This window comes from Gordonia sp. NPDC003424, from assembly GCF_053588655.1.
Genome location: NZ_JBSFQJ010000010.1, coordinates 157699 through 178783, shown reverse-complemented (window position 1 = coordinate 178783; position 21085 = coordinate 157699). Strand labels below are relative to the sequence as shown.

At 64.0% G+C, this 21085-nt stretch carries 5 protein-coding genes; all 5 read left to right on the top strand.

The genetic code is table 11. The features are described 5' to 3' along the window. Window positions 1-49 precede the first annotated feature (49 nt). A complete protein-coding gene (locus ACWDTI_RS16565; RefSeq protein WP_449739189.1) occupies window positions 50-1405 on the top strand; it encodes a right-handed parallel beta-helix repeat-containing protein in 1356 nt (451 codons plus the stop codon). A gap of 112 nt (window positions 1406-1517) precedes the next feature. Next, window positions 1518-2930: a polysaccharide biosynthesis tyrosine autokinase gene (locus ACWDTI_RS16560; RefSeq protein WP_449739188.1), complete on the top strand. Its 1413-nt coding sequence runs from the start codon at window positions 1518-1520 to the stop codon at window positions 2928-2930. A 464-nt stretch (window positions 2931-3394) separates the two neighbouring features. Beyond that, window positions 3395-18532, top strand: coding sequence for an amino acid adenylation domain-containing protein (locus ACWDTI_RS16555; RefSeq protein ID WP_449739187.1), 15138 nt, complete (start codon window positions 3395-3397; stop codon window positions 18530-18532). Then, window positions 18529-20349 carry a DUF4012 domain-containing protein gene (locus ACWDTI_RS16550; RefSeq protein ID WP_449739186.1) on the top strand — a complete coding sequence of 607 codons (1821 nt, stop codon included), beginning with the start codon at window positions 18529-18531 and terminating at the stop codon, window positions 20347-20349. Before ACWDTI_RS16555 ends, ACWDTI_RS16550 begins: the two co-directional genes overlap by 4 nt. Continuing rightward, entirely contained in the window at window positions 20342-20869 is a 528-nt protein-coding gene (locus tag ACWDTI_RS16545) for an arsenate reductase/protein-tyrosine-phosphatase family protein (RefSeq protein ID WP_449739185.1), read from the top strand. The genes ACWDTI_RS16550 and ACWDTI_RS16545 overlap by 8 nt, the downstream gene beginning before the upstream one ends. Window positions 20870-21085: the final 216 nt, after the last annotated feature.

Genomic DNA, 21085 nt, shown 5'->3' with positions numbered 1-21085 from the left:
TGGCGGCGCTTCTATCCGAGGGCGCAGCTGGTTTGGGAGTTTTGATCTTATGAGATTCGGTCGTCGCGATGTTTTGCGTTTGGGTGGTCTTGCTGCTGTTGCCTTGGCAGTCTCGACGGACGGAGATTTGCCATTGGAGGTTGAAATAGATCAGGACGTCGATATCCGCGTTTTTCACACTTCTCGTACTACATCGACCGCTGACCTCAATAGATCGCTTTTCTGGAATCGCGGTAAATACGTGGCGTTGCGCGGCGTTCACCTGTGCACCGCCCCGATCCGGATTCATTCCGGTACCACGCTGGATCTATCCCGTTGTCACCTTATTCGTTCCCATAATGGCGAAGGCGATGCTGGGGGTACATTGGTGAATTCAGATCAGGCGGGGGGAAACACCTGTATACGGATACTCGGCGCTCGTCTATCTGCGCCAGATGGATTTAGCGGCAAGCATATAGGTTTCGTGCGGGTAGAGAATGTATCGATAGAGGGTCTCATTATCGATTCGTGCTGTGGGGATTTTATGGCGGTCTTTAGGAACTGCGCTGACGTTCTTGTAAAGGAAGTCAGATGGTCGGGGAGTTCGTATCACGGAGAGGATGGACTCCATCTTTATGGCGTAGTTGGATGTCTTGTGACCGGTTGCATTATTTCTTCCGGTGATGACGCTATCTCCCTCACCGCGAAGGCTAAGGATATAGGTCGGCTGGAAAAGATTAGAATTGAAAAATGTTGCTTGGAATCTGCGATGGCTTCTGCCATCAAGATGCACGTTTTACCGAGTGCGCCGAACGCGTGGATTGACGACGTCGAAATTGTGGACTGTGTTGCGATCGTGGCGGTGGGTTCCGACCCTCATGACGGGTTCAGGCTCCTTGACGCGACGTCTGGCCCGTCGCGAATTGGGTCGGTGCGAGTTGCGAACGTGGATATATTCCTGCAGGGCAACCGCGGTTCTGGGATTCGTGTCCGCGGGATTGATAACCTGGTGCTGCAAGATGTTCGCCTTTCGGGTTTTATTGGTGTAGGAATCTGGATAGCCGGTCAGGGTCTTGGTTCGTCAATGTCTGGTCCAATAGAACTGGATCGAGGGCGTGTTTTTGGATCAGTCGACGCGGATCGCGAGAGCTTCATCCTTCGTCGACTTTCTGAGGTTTTGATCACTGATTGTTCTTCGTTTCATTCCCGTGGGGCAGGCATGTTATTGGACGAGTGTGATTCAGTCTCGATATCTTCTTGCCTTGTATCACAATCAATAGGTCCTTGTGTTCTAGTTAGGGAGTCGACTGGTGTTGTGGTTCGCGATAGCCTCTTTGTGAGCTGCGGTGGAAGTGTGTATCTGGGGAGGGATTCCTATTCAGCCGGTAATTTCGAATCTTCCAATACGATTTCACCTATACAATAGGGTGTTTAGTCGAGTGAGGTTATCTTTCTTGTTGTTTTTCTGAGGTTGCGTAGATCCCGTGGCTCACCCGGGCGTTTTGTAGATGTACTGTCATATAGATGGAGGTAGATAGATGGATGAAGAATTCGTTTCTTCCCGCGCTGTACTCGGGGAGTTGAAAGACTTGTTTTCACGAGGCTGGTGGATCTTGGCCTTGGGGGGGCTTGTCGGAGCGGTCGTTGCCGCAGGCTGGAGTCTCAGTGAGCGCCCGGTCTACCGCTCGGTAGCTACGTTGTACGTCACTTCTAGCCTTGACGGGGCTTCGGCGAGTGCTGCATATCAGGGTTCGATGGCGTCGCAGCAGCGGGTCCTTTCTTACAGTCGGTTGGTGTCTTCGGACGCGGTTGTGCGCAGTGCCCTAGCTGAGTCTGGCCTCTCTATGACTCTCGATACGGCCCTGACCTCTTTGTCGGCGTCGGGTGCGCCTAACACAGTCCTGTTGAACATCTCAGCCACGAGCACCGATCAAACGACCGCGATGCGCTTGGCCAACGGGGCGGCTGTGGCCATGGAGAAGTATGTAAGGGTTCTTGAGACTCCGTCTGGTGGTGGTGAACCGTTGGCGAAGTTGACCGTGGTTACCCCAGCACAGTTGAGTGTTAATCCTGTTTCGCCGCGTACAGGTAGAAATGTTGCGGTAGGGCTTGGAGGAGGTGTTTTCGTTGGTATAGGCGTGCTTATCCTCAGACAGCGTCTTGACCTGAAGTTGCGATCTCAGGAGGATCTCGACGAGATTTCCAGTCTTCCTGTCTTGGGGACACTTCCCGATGATACCGGGCTTTCAGGGCATTCGGTCATTGACTTCGGCGCAGGTGCTAATCCTGTCGCGGAAGCGCTTCGTCGGGTCCGTACGAACTTAGAGTTTGTTAGCGTTGATAGGCCTTTGAGGACTCTTCTTGTGACCAGCCCTGCCGCTGGCGAAGGCAAGACAACTACCTCGGTTAATTTAGCCTCCGCGTTCGCTGAAATGGGAAGGCGTGTTTTGATCGTCGATGCGGATCTTCGGCGCGGATCGATTGGGGAGCTATTTTCTGTTAATTCTCGCGTGGGAATTTCTGACGTTCTGCTTGGCCGTCTTTCGATCCACGATGCAATCCAAGAATCGGATATTCCTGGCCTTTTTGTTCTCTCGCGCGGTTCTGATGTTCCTAATCCTGTGGAATTGTTGAGTTCACAGAGGGCGTCGGATATGTTCTCTCAGGCTTCGGGGCTTTGCGATATTATGCTGATTGATTCGCCGCCCCTCCTTGTGCTTTCTGATTCCGCAGTTCTGTCCACGTATGCGGATGGCGTGGTTCTCGTCGTGCGTGGGAATCAGAGTAAGAAACCAGAGATCGTGTCATCGATTGCCGAACTTGGACGGGCGCATTCAGCCATAGTGGGCGTGATCTTCAATGGCGCGCCTGTTAGCGTTGGGGCATACGGGTCGGAGTACGGCGCACGCGCGGGAGACTCTCTAGATTCTGCCGATGCCGTCAAGAGTTGAACGACCAGTTCTACTGGTCAGGCCGGGTTCCTGCATGATCTTTCAGCGCAAATGCCAGTGTTTCTTCTTTATCTGCGGGTGTCGAAGATCACCTTTTCTAACGACGTCTTCTCTTGTTTTCATTTCTTTTCAATTTGATGCTTCGACTCCGCGGCCGACGGACGTTCGTTGGGTTCAGTGCTTCGACGGCGAGAGCACGGCTGACTCGGCGCCGTGGAAGCGAATCTCAAAGGGGGATTTCCATGTGGCTAACGTGCAGTTCACCGTGGTCGGCAATGTAGCGGTCGAGCAACAAAGGTCTTTGACGATGCTCGGTGTTCCACCAAACGACGCTTGTGCAAGGCGAAGCGCAAGTGGCCCTTCGGTCGGGTGCAGGCACGGCCACTGTGAAGGCGACGTGCCCGCATGCGAGACGTCGAAAATGAGTTGTCGTGACGGTGTCGCGAAATGGAGAAGCGGAGGGAATGTCTCGATACGGGTCGGACTCCCTGCGCTTGCTTGAGGCAGCTCGATCCGCGGAAGGGAGCTTGGACTCGTTGCATTCGGATGCGTCGGCTCGATCGGCAGAATTGGGGGTGCTCCCAGGCGTAGACGTTGAGTCCGTTCGAGCAATGAAGGGGCGCGTGCCTTCGCGCGCGGGGGCTAAAAGTGTTGGGTTAGCGAGAGATGAGGGAGCGGGCTCACGTGGGCGAGCGTACGGATCTATTCAAGATTTTCCGTTCAGCGAGGCACAGAAGTCGTTGTGGCTCATGCAGGAGGCGATACCAGAGCTGCCATTGAACATCGCGCAGTACACCGAACTGGACGGCTACATCGACCCTGACGCGTTCGTCCGATTTGGGAGCGAAGCGGTTAGCAACGCCCAGTTCATGCAGGTCCGATACGAACGCGACGGCGAGAACGTTGTCGGCATCTACGACCCTGCCCTCCACAACACGCCAGATTACTTCGATCTCCGGTCCGAACCCGATCCGCGTTCGGCGGCGGAAGCGCTGATGCTCGAGGACTACTCACGGCCGTTGAATCCGCTCACCGATCGCACCGTCGTTGGATTTCTCATGCGCATCGAGGATGAGAAGTTCATCCTCTACAACCGGGGCCACCATCTCGTCGCCGACGGATTGTCGGCGAAAGACCACATGATCGCGGGTCTGGATGCCTACAGCGCCGGCATCGCCGGTCAACCAGTTGCGCCTTCGGAACCGGTCGACTTTGCGCTCCCCGCCCGCGCCGATGCCGGCTACCGCACATCCAACCGCTTCCAAATAGATCGCAGTTACTGGCGCGAGACGCTCGCAGACATGCCTGCGCCGGCGAGCCTTGCATACCGGAGCGGGACACCGGCCGCAGTCAGCAGACGAATATCAGCTGCGGTTCCAGCCGCGACAATGCAATCATTGACGGAAGCGGCAGAACAGAACTCGACCACGCTCCCTGCACTCATCGCAACAGCACTCTCCGGCTACATAAGCCGGATCAGCGGCAGCGATGACGTGATCATCAACTTTCCGGTCGCCGCCCGGACGACCGCGGCGCTACGCCGCACCCCATTGCCGGTGTCCAATGTGGTGCCACTGCGTACCCACGTCGGGCCCCTAGTCACCGTTTCCGAAGCACTCCGCGGAACCCAATCCGCACTCATGGGTGCACTCCGGCACCAGCGATATCGATATGCAGACATTCGTAACGACCTCGAGGACGCCACCTCGGTCAATCCGCTTGGATCGCGCGGCCTCAACGGCCCAGTCCTCAACCTGATGCTCTTCGACCGCGAATTCCGTTGCGGAGAGGCCACTGCCACCTTTCACGTGCTGACCACCGGCCCGGTCGACGACCTCTCGGTCAACATCTATCCGTCCGCGGGCAGCGGCAACCCGGGCCTCGTCCTCGATATCGAAGCCAACCCCAATCGCTACGATGACGCCGAAGTCGCCGAACATCACCGGCAACTCCTCGCGATGCTGCACACCTTCGCCGACGCCCTCCTAAGCCGACCCGAGAGTTTGATCGACGAACTTCCGCTGGTGGTTTCGCAAGGAGCGCAATCACTCATCGCGCCACGGCCGGCAACGCTTCCGGAACTGCTCGACCAGGCGGTGGCCCGGCACTCGAATGCGCTAGGACTCGACGGGGCAGCGACCGGGGAGGATGTTGGCCTGACATTCGGTGAACTCGATAGCCGGGCAACCGAACTCGCCAGTCGACTCCGGGGGATGGGCGCGCGGCCGGGAACCGTGGTGGCGATCATGGTGGGGCGCGGCGGTGGCCAGATGGTCGCGTGGTGGGCGGTGGCCCGAACGGGTGCGACCATCCTGCTGATCGATCCTGCTCAGCCATCGGCTCGCATCGCGCGAATCCTCGCGACGGCGGAACCGGTGGTGACCATCTCGCGTGACGGCGCTGATCTCGGTGGGTCGATCCTGACACTCGAGGAGCTATCGCGGCGGGAGCCAGCAGTCCTCGATCACGAGCGGCCTCACCTCGACGAGGCCGCGTACCTTGTCTTCACCTCGGGCACCACCGGAGAACCCAAGGGTGTTCCGGTGCCGCACCGAGGGCTGAGCACGTTGGTGGAGGCGTTACGTGGACCGTTCGGCGGCAATGACTCCGGTGGCCGGCTGATCGGGCTCGCATCACCGATGTTCGATGCTGTCCACACCGAACTGCTGGCCTGCGCGACGCTCGGTCTCTGCATGGTGCCGGCACCGGGCCCGACCCCGCAGCTCGGTGACCTCCTGGTCTCCGCGGGCATAACGCACATGATGGCGACTCCGTCGATCATCGCAACCATCCCGGACGCACAGCTACCCGAGCGGGTCATCTCGACGGGGGAAGCATTGCCGCCGGCACTCGCCGCACGCCTCACCGCCGCGCGCACGGCCTACAACCTCTACGGCCCTGCGGAATTCACCCTGTACGCCGTAACCGCAACCCTCGATCCGGGCACGTCATGGGACCGGCCTGTGCCGATCGGATACGCGAACGTGGGTGTTGCCATCCATGTCCTCGACCACCGACTGCGCCCCGTACCGCCCGGGGTGATCGGTGAGATCTACCTCTCCGGACCGCAGACCGCGCGTGGCTATCTCGGCCAGACCGGTTCCACGGCAGCCCATTTTGTTGCGAACCCGTGGGGCGACGGGCAACGTATGTACCGCACCGGTGACCTCGGACGTATCGACCCGACCGCCGGAGCGTTGCATTATCACGGGCGCAACGACCACCAGTTTTCCATCCGTGGTGTCCGCGTCGAGCCGGCTGAGATCGAACGAGCTAGTACAGAGATCAATGGGGTGGCTGAGGTGGTGGCGGTACTCGCCGACACCACCCACGGTCCGGTAATCGACCTCGGCGTCACCACCGACGACAACGCCGACCGGGCGCGGATTCCACACATCCTCCGGCGCCATCTCACCGCGGCTCTGCCGCCGGTCATGTGGCCGCGACGCATCGTCGTTCTCGACGCCATGCCGCTCGGTGACACAGGCAAACTCGATCGCATTGCTGCACGGACCGAGATCGAGAACACCCCCGACGAGCCGACGGCTTATGTTGCGCCGCAAGATGATCTGGAGCGAGTCATCGCCGACGTGGTGGGCGAAGTCCTCGGCATCGAGGATCCGTCCATGGCGGCCGGTCTGCTGGAACTCGGCGCGACATCGATGTCGTTGCTGCACATCGCTGCTCAGTTGAGTTCCGGCGAGAACGTGGAGATCCGGATCGGAGACCTCGCCGTAGCTGCCTCTGTGGCAGAGCTCGCTGACGTGGTTCGCTCTGGTCGTCCTGCCCCGGCTGCGCGAGAAACTCCACCCCGGACATGCTTCCGACCCAGCCGCGCCCAACGCGAGATCTGGCTGCTCAATCGCGTCGAACCGACCTCGCCCGTCTATCACCTGCCGGTCCGCCTCACGCTTGCGGCGGGAATCACCGCGGAGAACGTGCGTGCGGCGCTGCTTGATGTCGCCATCCGGCACGAGGTGCTGCGCAAGGTATTTGCGGCGGATACCGACGGAGAGCCCGTCGGGCGGGTGTTGGACGTCGACCGGGTGGCAGAGAAGCTTCCCGTCAGTGTGGGACGTCTCGATGAGCCCGGGGTGCGGGCTGCCGTGGATGCGCCGTTCGACCTGACGACTGCGCCGCCGTGGCGGGCGGTGATCGATGAGACCCTTCGAGACGCTCGCTCGGCTAGCGCCTCGCGGGCTCCTCAGGAACCGGGGGGCCTGAAGATGGTGTTGGTCGGTCACCACGTGGCGCTTGATGCGTGGTCAATGCCGCTTCTCCTCGCTGACTTCGCCACCGCGGTTCGGGCACGCCAGGCCGGAGTCGAGCCGCAGTGGGCCAGCCCTGCGGACTCGTATGGTGGGCACACCGCAGAGGACTCAGATACCGCTGCGGCAGAAGAGTATTGGGCTGGCGCGCTTGACGGCGCTCCCGAGCACCTCGCGCTGCCCGAACCGGCCGTTCCGGCACAGACTGGGCTCACCGCCGGAACCGCCACCTACATGGAGCGGACGATCGATGCGTCGGTGTGTCGGGCGGCCACAGATCGCGCGACCACTGCGGGAACCACGCTGCACAGCGTGTTGCACGTTGCTCTCGCCGCAACCCTCGCCCAATTCAGTGGGACGGACGACACCGTCGTCGCGGTCCCGATCGCTGGCCGCTCGAGCACCGATACCCTCACTCAGGTCGGAATGTTCGTGCAGACCGTGCCGCTGCGGCTGAGGGGGGTATGTGATCATACTCTCGCCGAATCGCTTGTGGCATCAGCCGATACGCTTGCCGGCGCCGTCCGTCACGCGGACGCCGCGCCGGCAAGTTTGCCGGACGTGATCCTCGCCTACGAGTCCGAGGATCCGCAGCTGGTGGATACCGAGGTGGTCGTGTCGAGCGAACCGTTGCGCACCGGGGTTGCACGCACCGCACTCGAGTTCACCGTCGCCCCTGACGGCGCGAACGGTCTCCACGTAACGGCAACCGTTGCGGAACATCACATTGACGTCCAGGGCGCCACCCAGATACTCGAAACCTTCGTGGCGGCCGTCGCCGGACTGGCGGACGCGGACCCGGAGAGCATGGTTCGGGAGTGCCTGCCAGCTGTCGACCCGCCTCAGGCTGTGGCGCGACAGACTCCGCGCATTGATCCGATCTCTGCGCTCCGCCGGTCTGCCGTCGAGAATCCCAATGCCCCAGCCATTCTCGATGGATCGGGGACGGTGACGTATGCCGAGCTGCTTACGCACGCCGAGGAGGTGGCGACTCGCCTTGCTGCGGTCGGTGTCCAGTGTGGGGACGCGGTGGCTCTGCGTCTGCGCCGCAGCGCCGACACACTAGTTGCGATGGTCGCCGTGCTGATGGCCGACGCAGCCTATGTTCCGATCGACCCGATCTACCCGAAGGCGCGCATCGACACGATTCTGCACGACGTTCGTCCGGTGGTGATCGTTTCTGACGGTGGTGGTCCCGACGACGCGCGACCGGCGGAGGGGACCGCTTCGGGCGGAGCGGAACGCGCTGCTCGACCGGTGTCGAGGTTGAACATCTCTCCGTACCCGCAGCACCAGGCACGACCCGAGCGAGATACCGACCTCGCCTACGTCATCCACACCTCCGGGTCGACCGGCACACCCAAGGGCGTCCGTGTAACCCGCACGAATCTGGCCGCGATGCTCGGCGCGGCGCTCGACGTGGTCGGCGCGCGCGACACCGACGTCTGGAGCTGGGCGCACTCGTACGCTTTTGACTTCTCGGTCTGGGAGATCTTCGGCGCGTTGGCCTCCGGCGGATCGATCGCCGTGATGGACACCGCCACCGTCCGAGACCCGGCGGAATTCGTTACCGCAGTGGAACGACATGGCGTCACGATCCTCTCGCAGACCCCGACGTCGTTCAGCCGGTTCATCGACCCCGAGGTGCGGCGGCACATCCGCGGTACCGAGTCGGCGACCGCCGCGCCATCACTGCGCTGCGTCGTCTTTGGCGGAGAGGCGCTCGACCCCGCGTCGTTGCGATCGTGGGCCCACCGCAATCCCGGGGTGCGGCTGATCAATATGTACGGCATCACGGAGACCACGGTGCACCTCACGTGGAGCGATGTCGATGTCGACGACGAACGAAGCATCATCGGCGTGCCACTTGATGGTGTCGGCCTGCACGTGCTCGATCAGCGCGGGTGGCCGGTCCCGGTTGGTGGCCGGGGGGAGCTGTGGGTCTCCGGAACGCAGGTGGCATCGGGCTATCTCCGGTCGGCCGAGTTGACCGCCGAACGCTTTGTCGCCCAACCGGATGGCACTCGCCGGTACCGTACGGGCGACATCGTTCGGCGTATCGATGGCGAGCGACTGGCGTATCTTGGCCGCTCCGACGACCAGGTGCAGATCCGCGGCCATCGCGTCGATCCGGCTGAGGTGGTGGCCGCGCTCCACGATGTTGACGGGGTGAGTGACGTACGGGTGGTTATCCAGCCGGGTGCGCAGCGCGGTGACGAGCGGCTGGTGGCCTTTGTGCTGGCGGGCGATCACGCGGGCGAAGCACACCTGCTCGCCGAATGTGCCGCGCGGCTACCGGCGCACGCGGTGCCGTCGCGGATCGGTGTCGTGACGCGATGGCCGATGACCGACACCGGGAAACTCGACCGCGCCTCGCTGCTTGCGTCGCTGGGGCAGGTGAGCTCGTCGGCACGTCCGCTGACCGCGCCGGAGGAGATCGTTGCCGCCGCGATGCACACGGTGCTCGGCGACGGAACTCTCGACCTTCTCGGCCCGCACACGAGTTTCTTTGCAGCCGGGGGTAGTTCGTTGTCGGCGGCTCGGTTGGCGGCTCGGCTGTCCAGTGGTGAGCAGCAGGTGTCGGTGGCCGACATCTTCGACAACCCGACCGTCGAAGGCATCGCCCGGCTGCTTCAGGCGACGTCTTCGGGCGATCCAGTTCCGGCTCTGGACGCGCATGAGGTTCTGCCGCAGCATCTTCCGCTCACGCCTGAGCAGGAGGATCTTTGGCTGAGGTGGCGGGCAGATCCGGAGTTCACTGGGTATCTGCTGCCGGTGGCTGTGCCGTTGGGTGATGTTGATCCGGGTCGTGTCCGGCGCGTGCTTGAGGTGATGGTTCGGCGGCATGATGTTTTGCGGACGAGTTTTCCTGAGCGTGAGGGTGTGCCGTATCAGTGGTGGTGGGATGATGCGGCGTTGGGTCGCGAGTTGGCGATGGTGTTGCGTGGTGGGGTTTCGACAACGCCGCCTCGGCTAGCGCCTCGGGGGCTGCTCAACCAGCGGGGGGATGGGGCAGACACCTCGGGTCTCGATCGCCGGGTCCGACAATTGTGCCGGCCTATCGATCTGACGGAGTCGCTGCCGTGGCGGGCCGAGCTCGTCGAGCAAGACGGTGGGCTGTGGCTCCTCGGGGCGATCCACCATATCGCTGTCGACGGTGAGGCTCTCGACATACTTGCCGCCGAGTTCCACGAACTACTCACCACTGAGGGCCATCCCAGCGGTCGGCCGCCGATCGACTACCGCGACTACACACTTTGGCGACAGACCGTCCTCGAGCAGCGTCGGCCGCAGCTCGTCGAGTACTGGTCAACGGTGTTCGACACCCCGCCCGAGCCGCTGCACCTTCCGGAGATGAATTTCGCTGCAGCGCTGGGCAGCAACGACGGTCAGACCGCGCATGAGGTAACCGCGGTGCTGACCGCGGCGGAAACCACCGCGCTCGATGCGCTCGCGGGGGAATGCCGCACCACGCCGTATATCCTGCTGCACACCGTGATCGCCGCGGTCCTCACTCGAACGTCGGGCGCGGATTCCATCACCATCGGAGCGGCCGTCACCGGACGCCTCGACGACCGGCTCGCCGATGTCCCCGGCCTCTTCGCCCGCACCATCCCGCTGCACACCCGCATCGACCTCGACCTCCCGTTCCGACGACTCCTCACCGACGTCACCGTCCAGGACCTCGCCGCCATCGCGCACGCCGACCTCCCGCTCGCCGAGATCGCCGCACTCGCCGACCCCGCGCATACCGGAATCGGTCACGCACTGTTCGACGTCATGTTCGCCTCGGTCAACCCCGCCGTAATGGACCCGCTCGACGGACGACCGAAACCCCCGCCGCTCTTCGGCATCGACATCCAGGAATTCCGCAGCGACATCCGTCAGCACCTGACAATGACCTGCCGCGCCGCCGTCGCCGCCGCACCGACGCTCACAGCGCTCCTCAATCGCACCATCGAGACCCTGCGGGCCGTCCTCGCCGCCCCAGACGCCCCGACGATCACACACCTGACACCGACGCTGCCGACCCTCGCCCCGCCCACACCGTCGACCGTGATGTTGGCCGACCTTCTCACCGCGCACATGTCCACGGCTCCCACAGCGACCGCGATTATCGATGCTGCACAACATTTTCCGGGCCTCGGCGATACGATCACCAACGCCGACCTCGATCGCCTCACCACCGCGCTGGCCCGCCGCCTCGTCGCCATGGGCATCGGACCTGGCGACGTCGTCGCCCTCCACCTGCCCCGGTCGATCCACTCGGTGGTCGCCACGATCGCGGTCGCTCGCGCCGGGGCCGCCTTCGTTCACGTCGAGCCCACCGACCCGGCATCGCGCCGCCACATGCTGATCGCCCGGTCCCGCGCCCGCTGTCTGCTCACCACCAGTGAGCACGATTTTCCACACTCAGATTCGGAAATCGACGTCCTCTTTGCCGACGATCTGACTGCTGACGCTGGGCCCAGCTTCGACTCGGCCGAGCGCAGACGTCCGCTCCACCTCGACGACCTCGCCTACCTGACCTTCACCTCCGGCACCACCGGCACACCGAAGGCCGTCGAGATCACCCACCGCGGGCTCGCCGACTGGGCGCACGCCACCGCGTCGCGCCTCGGGCTCACCGCGACGGACCGCATGCTGCACACTTACGCCCCGACATTCGACGCCTACCTGATGGGTATCGTGCCCGTCCGCGTCGCCGGCGCGACCATCGTCATCTGCCCGCCGGATGTGGTCGCCGACAATGAACTCGGGGACACCCTCGAGCGTATGCAGGTCAACGTCCTCCTGACCACACCATCCGTGCTCGCCACCCTCAACCCCCACGCGCCAACATCGTTGCGACACATCGTCGTCGGCGGAGAAGCGCTCCCACCGAATCTGGTCCGCGACTGGCCGATCCCGATCACCAACGAATATGGCCCCACCGAAACCACCGTCGCCGCCACCTCCGCGACGCTGGTCGCGGGTGGGCCGGTCACGATCGGCACGCCGCTGCCTGGCGTTGGTGCCCTCATCCTCGACGACGCGCTGCGCCCGGTCCCAGACCTCACCATCGGCGAGCTCTATCTCACCGGCAACGGCCTGGCCCGCGGCTACCTCGACGACCCCGCCCGCACCGCAACAGCTTTCGTCGCGTGCCCATGGCAGCCGAGCCACCGGATGTATCGCACCGGCGACCTCGTCCACCGACGCCTCGACGGCACGCTCGTCATTCACGGCCGCAGCGACCATCAACTCAAGATCCGCGGCATCCGCATCGAGCCCGCCGAGATCAACGCCGCCTTGACCACGCTGCCCGACGTCGCGGCAGCCGCAACCACTACCCGAACTACCGCGGCGGGGGAGCAGATCCTCGCGTCGTGGGTCGTTCCGGAATCGGGCCACGACATCCGAACCGATGATGTCCGTCGGGATGTCGCGAATCTATTGCCGCGCAGCCTGGTTCCGGCCATCGTCACCGTAGTGGACTCAATTCCTCGGACATCGTCCGGGAAGATCGACCTCACCGCCTTGCCCGCCCCCGAGTTGGCCGCGGGTCGAGGCATTTCGGGTCCGACCGAAGAATTCGTTGCTCAGTCATGCGCGGAGATGCTCGACGTCGCCGTCGATGAGATCTCCGCCGATACCGACATCTTCATCCTTGGTGTCACCTCACTGAGCGCGTCACGCATCGCCGCACGACTCTCCGCAGAGACAGGTCACGAACTTCCGCTGCGCGAGCTCTTCGACGCCCGCACCGTTGCCGCGATCGCGACCCGCCTGGACGATGCACCATCGACGACGCGCATCGTTCCGGTGCACCGGCCACTGCCGGAACACCTTCCGCTGTCACCGGCCCAGCAGCGCATGTGGATTCACCATCGCCTGCACCCGACCTCGAGCGCCTACCACCTACCGATCGCCGTCCGACTTCGCGGCTTACTCGATGTCGTGCGACTCCAGCATGCTCTGGCGACCGTTGTCGCCGCACACGCCAGCCTGCGAACGGTCTATCCCGATGGCCCGAGCGGACCCGCGCAGGTGGTTCTGGAGGCTGCGGACATTCCGCTCCACACCGTCACTATTGCGCCACAGCACCTGGCCGATGCGGTTTACACCGAGGTCACCACGCCGTTCGACCTCACCCTCGAACCCGGGATCCGCGCGCACCTTCTGACCTCTTCCTCTGATCGGCACGACTCCGTCCTCGTCGTGGTGATGCACCACATCGCCGTTGACGGCTGGTCGACGCGCACGTTGCTCGACGACCTCCTTAACGCCTACGCCGGCCGCGACGTTGATCCGCGCACCGACCTGACCTACGCGGACTTCTCCATGTGGCAACGCGAAGTCCTGGGTGATGCGGGTGACCCGCAGAGTCGACAGGCTGAGGAGATCAATTACTGGGCAAGCGCTTTGGCGGGCGCATCGCCGGTTCGGTTCCCGGGCGTTGACGATGGACGTGGTGTCGATGCCCGTTCGGGTCGGATTACGCGGACCCTGGACTCGCAGGTCACCGCTGAGGTGACGCGGGTCACTGCCACGCGATCGGCGACGCTGTTTCATGCGGTGCATGCGGCGTTGGCCGAAACGCTCAGCCACCTGAGCGGGGATTCCGACATTACGGTCGGCGTCCCGGTCCGCGGCCGTCCTGACCCGGCATGGGACGACGTGGTCGGCATGTTTGTGAACACCGTTGCGGTGCGAACCCATGTCGACTTCGGCGCACCCATCGTCGATGCGATCAGCGACAGTCGCAACGGTATGTTGGTCGCCGACGCGCACAGTCTGGTGCCGTACGACGACGTGGTGCGCGCTCTGTTCCCGGCGTCGCGCACGGCTGCGGGGGAGGACCCGCTGATTTCGGTGCTGCTGGTGAGCCAGGACGTCGTGCCCAGCCTGGGTGGCGATTTTGAGATCGACGGCGGGGTTCGGGCGGAGATCGTCGGATATGTCGCGGATGCCATTGCGGCGAAGTATGACCTCGAAGTTGTTGTGGCGCAGGAGGCTGAGGGCACGACGATTGGCGTTGTGCATTCGGGGAGGGTGTCGCGGGCGACGGCTGGGTTGGTGCTGGATGGGGTGTTGGGGTATTTGGAGGGGGTCGCGGGGGGTCTCGACAGGCCCGGGCTCGCTGCGCTCGCTCGGGCTGCTCGACCGGCGGGGGGTGGGGCTGGTGCTGAAGGTGTGGAGAGTGCGGGTCTCGACACGCCCGGGCTCGCTGCGCTCGCTCGGGCTGCTCGACCGGCGGTGGGTAGGGCTGGTGCTGAAGGTGTGGAGAGTGCGGGTCTCGACACGCCCGGGCTCGCTGCGCTCGCTCGGGCTGCTCGACCGGCGGAGGGGGCGCGGGGTCTCGATGCGCGCGGCTCCTTCGTCGCCGGGCTTACTCGACCAGCGAGCGAGGCGTCTGCTCGACCAGCGGGGGAAGCGCACGTGGGGGCTGTCAGTGCGGCATTCGCAACCGCTCTCAATCTTCCGCCGGAGTCGATCGACGACGGTGCGGACTTCTTCGCGTTCGGCGGTACCTCGCTGTCGGCGGCGCGGGTCGTTTCGGCGCTCAGGACAGCAACCGGCCGGCAGATCCCTGCGCAACTACTGTTCGAGAATCCGACGCCCGATGCGCTTGCCGCCGCGATGGCAGCGGTCACCACGGCGGCGGAACTGCCTGCGCTGCTGTCCTTCTCCGACAGCCCGGATGAGCTGCCGCTGGCACCGACTCAACAACGTATTTGGACCAGCGCCACCCTCTTCCCTGAGGAGGCGACCTATATGGTCCCACTCATTGTGCCGACTCCCGGTCACTCGGTCGTCGAGGCCGAGGAAGCGATCACGGCACTCGTTGCGGCACAACCTGTCCTGCGCACCCGCTATGCCGATAGCGGCGACGGTCCACGCCAGATCCTCGATCACTCCGAGCCGGCGATCTCGCATCTCGCTGTCAAGGGAATCACACCGCATATCATTCAGACGCTGCTGACCACACCATTTGATCTTGCCTCCGCACCACCGATCCGGTTCACCGTCATCACCGACGGCCCGCAAGCGACGGCCGTGGTGATGATCGCCCACCACATCGCCGTCGACGGTGAATCCGTGTCCCTGCTTCAACGGGACCTCACGCGGTTCCTCGAGCGGGAGGTCGTTGCACCGCAATCGATCACGCTGGCCTTCGCCCGGGTCACGCGGTGGCTGTCCGCCGTCGCCGACGCCCGCCGAGACGTCGACCTCCGATACTGGCGCCAGGAACTCGACGGTTACTCCGGCATGCTCGACTTGGTCGGCGATCGTCCGGCCATCGACACTCTCACTGCGGCACATCGGCGAATCACCCTGCCCGACAACATGACCGCGCGCATGGACGCGGTCGTCCGAGAACACCATGTCACCGACTTCCACCTCCTGCATGCAGCGACCGTCCTCGCCCTCGCCGCGCAGGCCGGCACCGACGACGTCGTGGTCGCCACCCCGGTATCGATGCGCCGCGACCCGCAACTCGCCGGTGTCGTCGGCATGCTGGTCGCCACCGTCGCGCCCCGCGTCACGTTCACTCCGCAGATGACCGTCGGCGATCTACTCGCTGCGGTTCGCAGCACCGACCTTGCCGCCCAGGACCATGCTTTCGTCCCATTCGACGACGTGATCGCCGAACTCGACCTTCCCCACACCGTCGACACGGCACCGCTTGCACAGGTCCTTTTCTCCCTTGCCCCGGCCCCGGTCGGGGAGTACGACTCGTTCCTCGGCGGCCAACTACCTCCAGAGCCGGTCGAATTCGACCTGCAGATCACCGCCGCCATCGATGAGGGACGCTGGGTCATCGACCTCGAATACGCCATCGAACTCTTTGACGACGACACCATCACCCATCTCGCGCACCGCATCGAAGCCGCTGTCAGCGCCGTCGCCGACGATCCCAACAGTCGGCTCGGTGACCTCACCCTGTTCGATGCCGAAGAGCGCGAACAACTCGCCGCCCTGGCCGCCGCACGGTTCAGTCCCTCCGCCCCGACGTTGTCGGGCATCTTCGACGAGGCCGTCACCCGTCACGCGAACCGCTTGGCAATCGACGACGGACACCGTCAGATCACCTACCGAGACCTCGACAGCTGGATCGCGGCGACCGCAAACAGGTTGCGCGAGAGAGGCTTCGGCAGGGGAGACCTCATCGCCCTGGTGTTGCCCCGATCCGTCGAATGGGTCGTCGCCATGTGGGCGACCACCCGGATCGCGGCGACCGCCGTGCTGGTCGACGCCTCGTATCCGCAGGCGCGCATCGACGCGATCCTCGCACGTACCGGGGCGAGGTCGATCGCGATCGCCGACGTGCCACCACAACCCGCCGAACCCGTTGTCTGGCAACGAGACCTACGACCCCACCGCGACGACGTCGCATATGTCATCATGACTTCCGGTACCACCGGAACACCCAATGCCGTCGAGGTCACTCACGGCGGCGTGCACCGACTCCTCACCGCAGACGGCGCCGCTGTCGCCGCCGACGCACGCGTCGCGCTGGCTGCCAGCACCGGATTCGACACCATCATCGCGGAACTTCTCGCGCCGCTGCCCTCGGGGGCGACGCTGGTTCCGGTCCCCGCCGAGACGACCGCGGGTGATGACCTCGCCGCTTGGCTGAGCACCGCCCAGATCACCGTGCTCTCATCGACTCCGTCGGTGCTGGCGACATTGGACCCGGCCGCGCTGCCCGCACTCGATCTCGTCGTGGCGGGCGGCGAATCATTGCCGCAAGACCTGGCCGATCGGTGGGCTACTCACACGACGCTGGTCAATTCCTATGGCCCCACCGAGGCCACCGTCGAGGTCACGTTCGACCGGCACGACGTCGGTAAGCGGGTCCGTCTCGGACCACTGTTGGCCGGTGACGGGGGATCTGTGCTCGACCGCAACTTGCGGCCGGTGCGACCAGGGGTCGTGGGCGAGCTGTATCTGTCGGGGTCGGCGCTGGCCCGCGGGTACCGTGACGACCCCGCCCTCACCGCGGCTCGGTTCGTCGCGGCACCGGATGGCCGCCGAATGTATCGCACGGGCGATCTGGTCCGGCTGGTCGGTGATGACCTGTTCTTCGTCGGGCGAGCCGACCAGCAAATCCAGATCCGGGGCCAGCGCGTCGAATTGGGTGAGATCGATGGCGTGCTCCGGCACGCCGGCGCCGTTCGTGCGGCCACGATGGTGCGCGCCGCACCGGCCGGTGAATCGCTTGTCGCGTATGTCGTGCTCGCCGACGACGATCAGTCGTCGATCGGGGGTCTCAAGGCCGCCTGCCGGCGGCAGTTGCCGCGGCACATGCTGCCCGCACAGATCATCGCCGTCGACGAGTTGCCGCTCACGCCATCCGGCAAACTCGACACCCGACTTCTTCCCGACGTCGACTGGTCGACCTCTCAGCGTGCACCCGCCACCGATACCGAGGCGCAGGTCCTGGCTGCGTTCCAGGAGATCCTCGGTGTCGAGATCGGCATGGACGACGACTTCTTCGACGCCGGTGGCAACTCCCTCGCGCTCATCGGACTGCAACAGGCGATCCAGCGGCACACCGGGATTCGCGTGCCCGCAGCATCGCTACTCCTCAACCCGTCGCCGGCCGCGGTCGCCGACCGCACCGTCAACAATTCCGCAACCGAAGCTTGCTGGCCGATCGAGCATCTCATCGACCTTTCGGGAGACGACGCTGCCGACCGGCCGATCCTCTGGTGCATCCACCCGGCCAGCGGCCTCGCCGTCGACTACCGGCCGCTCGCAACCGAACTCTCCGACCTCCGGGTGATGGGTGTGCAAGTGGCACAACCAGAGTCACGTGACGACGGGACCCTGGCCTCGGTCGCCGCCGGTCACCTCGCGGCGATCCGGCAGGTCCAGCCCACCGGTCCCTACCACCTGGGTGGGTGGTCGGCGGGTGGGATCATCGCTCAGGAGATGGCCAGACAGCTCGACGACGCCGGGCAACACGTCGCAACACTAGTCCTCCTCGACGTGCGAACGCCGCAGGAGATCGTCGAGGTCGCCGACGACGAGACCTCCGATGTCGACGATGTGATCGGGGAGGCGTTGACCGATGGGTCGGTGCCCGACGGGATGCGCAGCATGGTCGCCGAGTACCGACGGTCGATTGGTGCGGTGCTCTCGTCGATCGATCGGCATCGGCCGGGCGTCACGCAGGCCGAACGGGTGATAGCGTTCGTCGCCGACGACAATCCGAATCCGGACACCTGGCGCGCCTATGTGCACGGCGAGTGGCATGCCGTCGACGTCGACGCGCATCACGCCGACTTCGGCGAGCCCGACGTGATGGCCCGCATCGGCAGGCAGATAGGAGAACTGTGGTGACTGAATCCGAGAACCCGCAGGCGACCGTGCGTCGCCGCAGGTGGATCCGGCCACTGCTATGGGGCCTGCTGGTAGTCGCGGTGCTCGCAGTCTGTGCCGGTGGTTTCATCGGCTATCAGGCGGTCCATGCGAAGAGTCAGCTCGAGGAGGCGCGTTCGCACGCCTCGGCAGCGAAATCCTCGCTGCTCTCCGGTGATGCGTCGAGGGCACAAGCAGAGGCGCAAGCGGCGAATTCGGCCGCGACCGAGGCCAACTCGTTGACCAGTGGTTTGGTGTGGAGTGCCGCGGCCGGTATCCCATGGCTCGGTGCGCCGCTGGCCAGCACACAAGACATGACTGCGGCCGTTGCCGATCTCACCTCCGACGTTCTGGTCCCGAGTGCCCAACTCTCCGACACCGTCGGGCTGACAAATCTGTTGGGCGCGGACGACGCACCCAACCTCGCCAGACTTCGAGCTGCGGCTCCGCAACTCGTCGACATCGCGGCCAAGGCCGACTCGATCGATCGTCGCGTCGCGCAGATTTCCGGAACGTGGTTGGGCCCCGTCGCCGACGCCCAGCGGCAGCTGGCAGACCAGACCGCTCAAACCGCGCGGTTCATTGATGGGACAGCCGTTGCCGCGCAGATCGCCCCGGGCATGTTGGGTGTCGACGGACCGCGACATTATTACCTCGCACTGCAGACACCGGCCGAAGCGCGCGCGACCGGCGGATTGGTCGGTGCGGTCGCAGGCTTCACCATCACCGACGGCAAGTTCACCGCCGACTCCGTCTCCGCCAACAGCGATCTGCAGAATCCGCCCCGCCCGCTGGTGGATCTGGGCTCGGACTACAACGACCTCTACGCCTGGACCCACCCCTATACCGACTACCGCAATAGCAACATCAGCCCGAACTTCCCCGACGCCGCCCGGATCTGGATCGCGAACTGGCAGCACCAGACCGGTGACCGCCTCGACGGCGCGGTGGCGCTCGATCCCATCGCGCTGAGCTACATCCTTGATGTGACGGGGCCGGTCACTCTGCCCGATGGGGAGAAGATCACCGGCGAGAATGTCGTACCGATCACGTTGTCGACCTCGTATCAGCGCTTCGCCGGGGACAACGATGCCCGCAAGGCCTACCTACAGACGATCGCGAAAGCAGCCGTCGACCAGACGGCAAAGTCGCGCTCCAACACGAGCGCCCTGCTGAAGGCGCTCGGCCGTGGGGTGTCGGAACGGCGGATCATGGTCTACAGCACCCGGCCCGACGAGCAGAAGATCCTGACCACAACACAATTGGCGCACCAGCTGCCGGACACCGACGCGCCGCTGGCCGACGTCACGATTGGCAATGTTGCCGGTAACAAGATCGACTACTACCTCAAGCGCGATATCAGGTATGCCGCTGGTGCCTGTTCCGGTGACCGCAGGACCAGCACAATCACCGTGAAGCTCACCAACACCCTGACCGATTTGTCGTTGCCGACATACGTGATCGGCCCAAATGGGTCCCCGGATGCGAATCTTGCCAACGGCACCAACTTCGCCAACGTCCAATTCACCGTCACCAAAGGGGCGACCGTCGAAAAGTTCACTGTCGATGGCGGTCCGGCGCTGTATTGGGAGGGATTGCTTTCTGATCACCCGGTCGCCGTGACCCAGGTAAGGATTCCTGCCGGCCAGACGGCGACGCTTGTTCTCACGCTCTCGGAGCCGACGTCGGCGACTGGTCCGGCGCAGGTGCCGATACAGCCACTGGTGGACGATCCGAAGGTCGGCGTCGATGTGCCCGAGTGCGGGGCCGGGCAATCGGAGGACAACAGCGGTGAGTGAATCCCTGGCGATTCTCTTTGTCTGTACCGGCAACATATGTCGGTCGCCGATGGCCGAACGGATCTGCCTGGACATGGCGTCCACCAATGCGGTGCCGGTGACCGCATCCAGCGCGGGAGTGGGCGCGCTCAACGGTCACGCGATGCATCCGCTGGCCGTCGACGTGCTCAACGAACACGGGGTCGACCCGTCCGATTTCCGGTCTCGTTATCTGCGGCCACCGATGATCTCTGAGAGTGACGTGGTGCTGTGCCTGACCCGTGAGCACCGAGCGTCGGTGCAGCAGGCGCTGCCGGCCCGGTGGAAACGGGCATTCACATTGAATGAGTTCGCCGAGCTGACGTCGGTGGGGAGTCTCGAGGAGATCATGGGTGCCCGAGGCCGGATCGATACCAATGCCGAGTCGCTCGACATTGGTGATCCGATGGGACGGCCACGAGAGGAATTCGAGAGGGTGTTTCGCACGATGGAACCTCAGCTTCGGTGCGTCATCGAGTGGGCCGAAAGGTATCGCTTCTGACTGTTGCCGGGCGGCCTTCGGCCGAGGGAAGGCTGACTCTGCATCGGCTGCGGGCAGTAACGTTTGGTTCAGCGTCAGCGACGGAACTGATATGGCAAGATCGCTACCAGCGCTCCGCGATTACTGTCGATTCACATGTTCGAATTATCGAGGGCTAGCACGGTTGCTTACGCGACTGCAGTCGCGTAAATTTGCGAACTGCAATACTTGATTTGA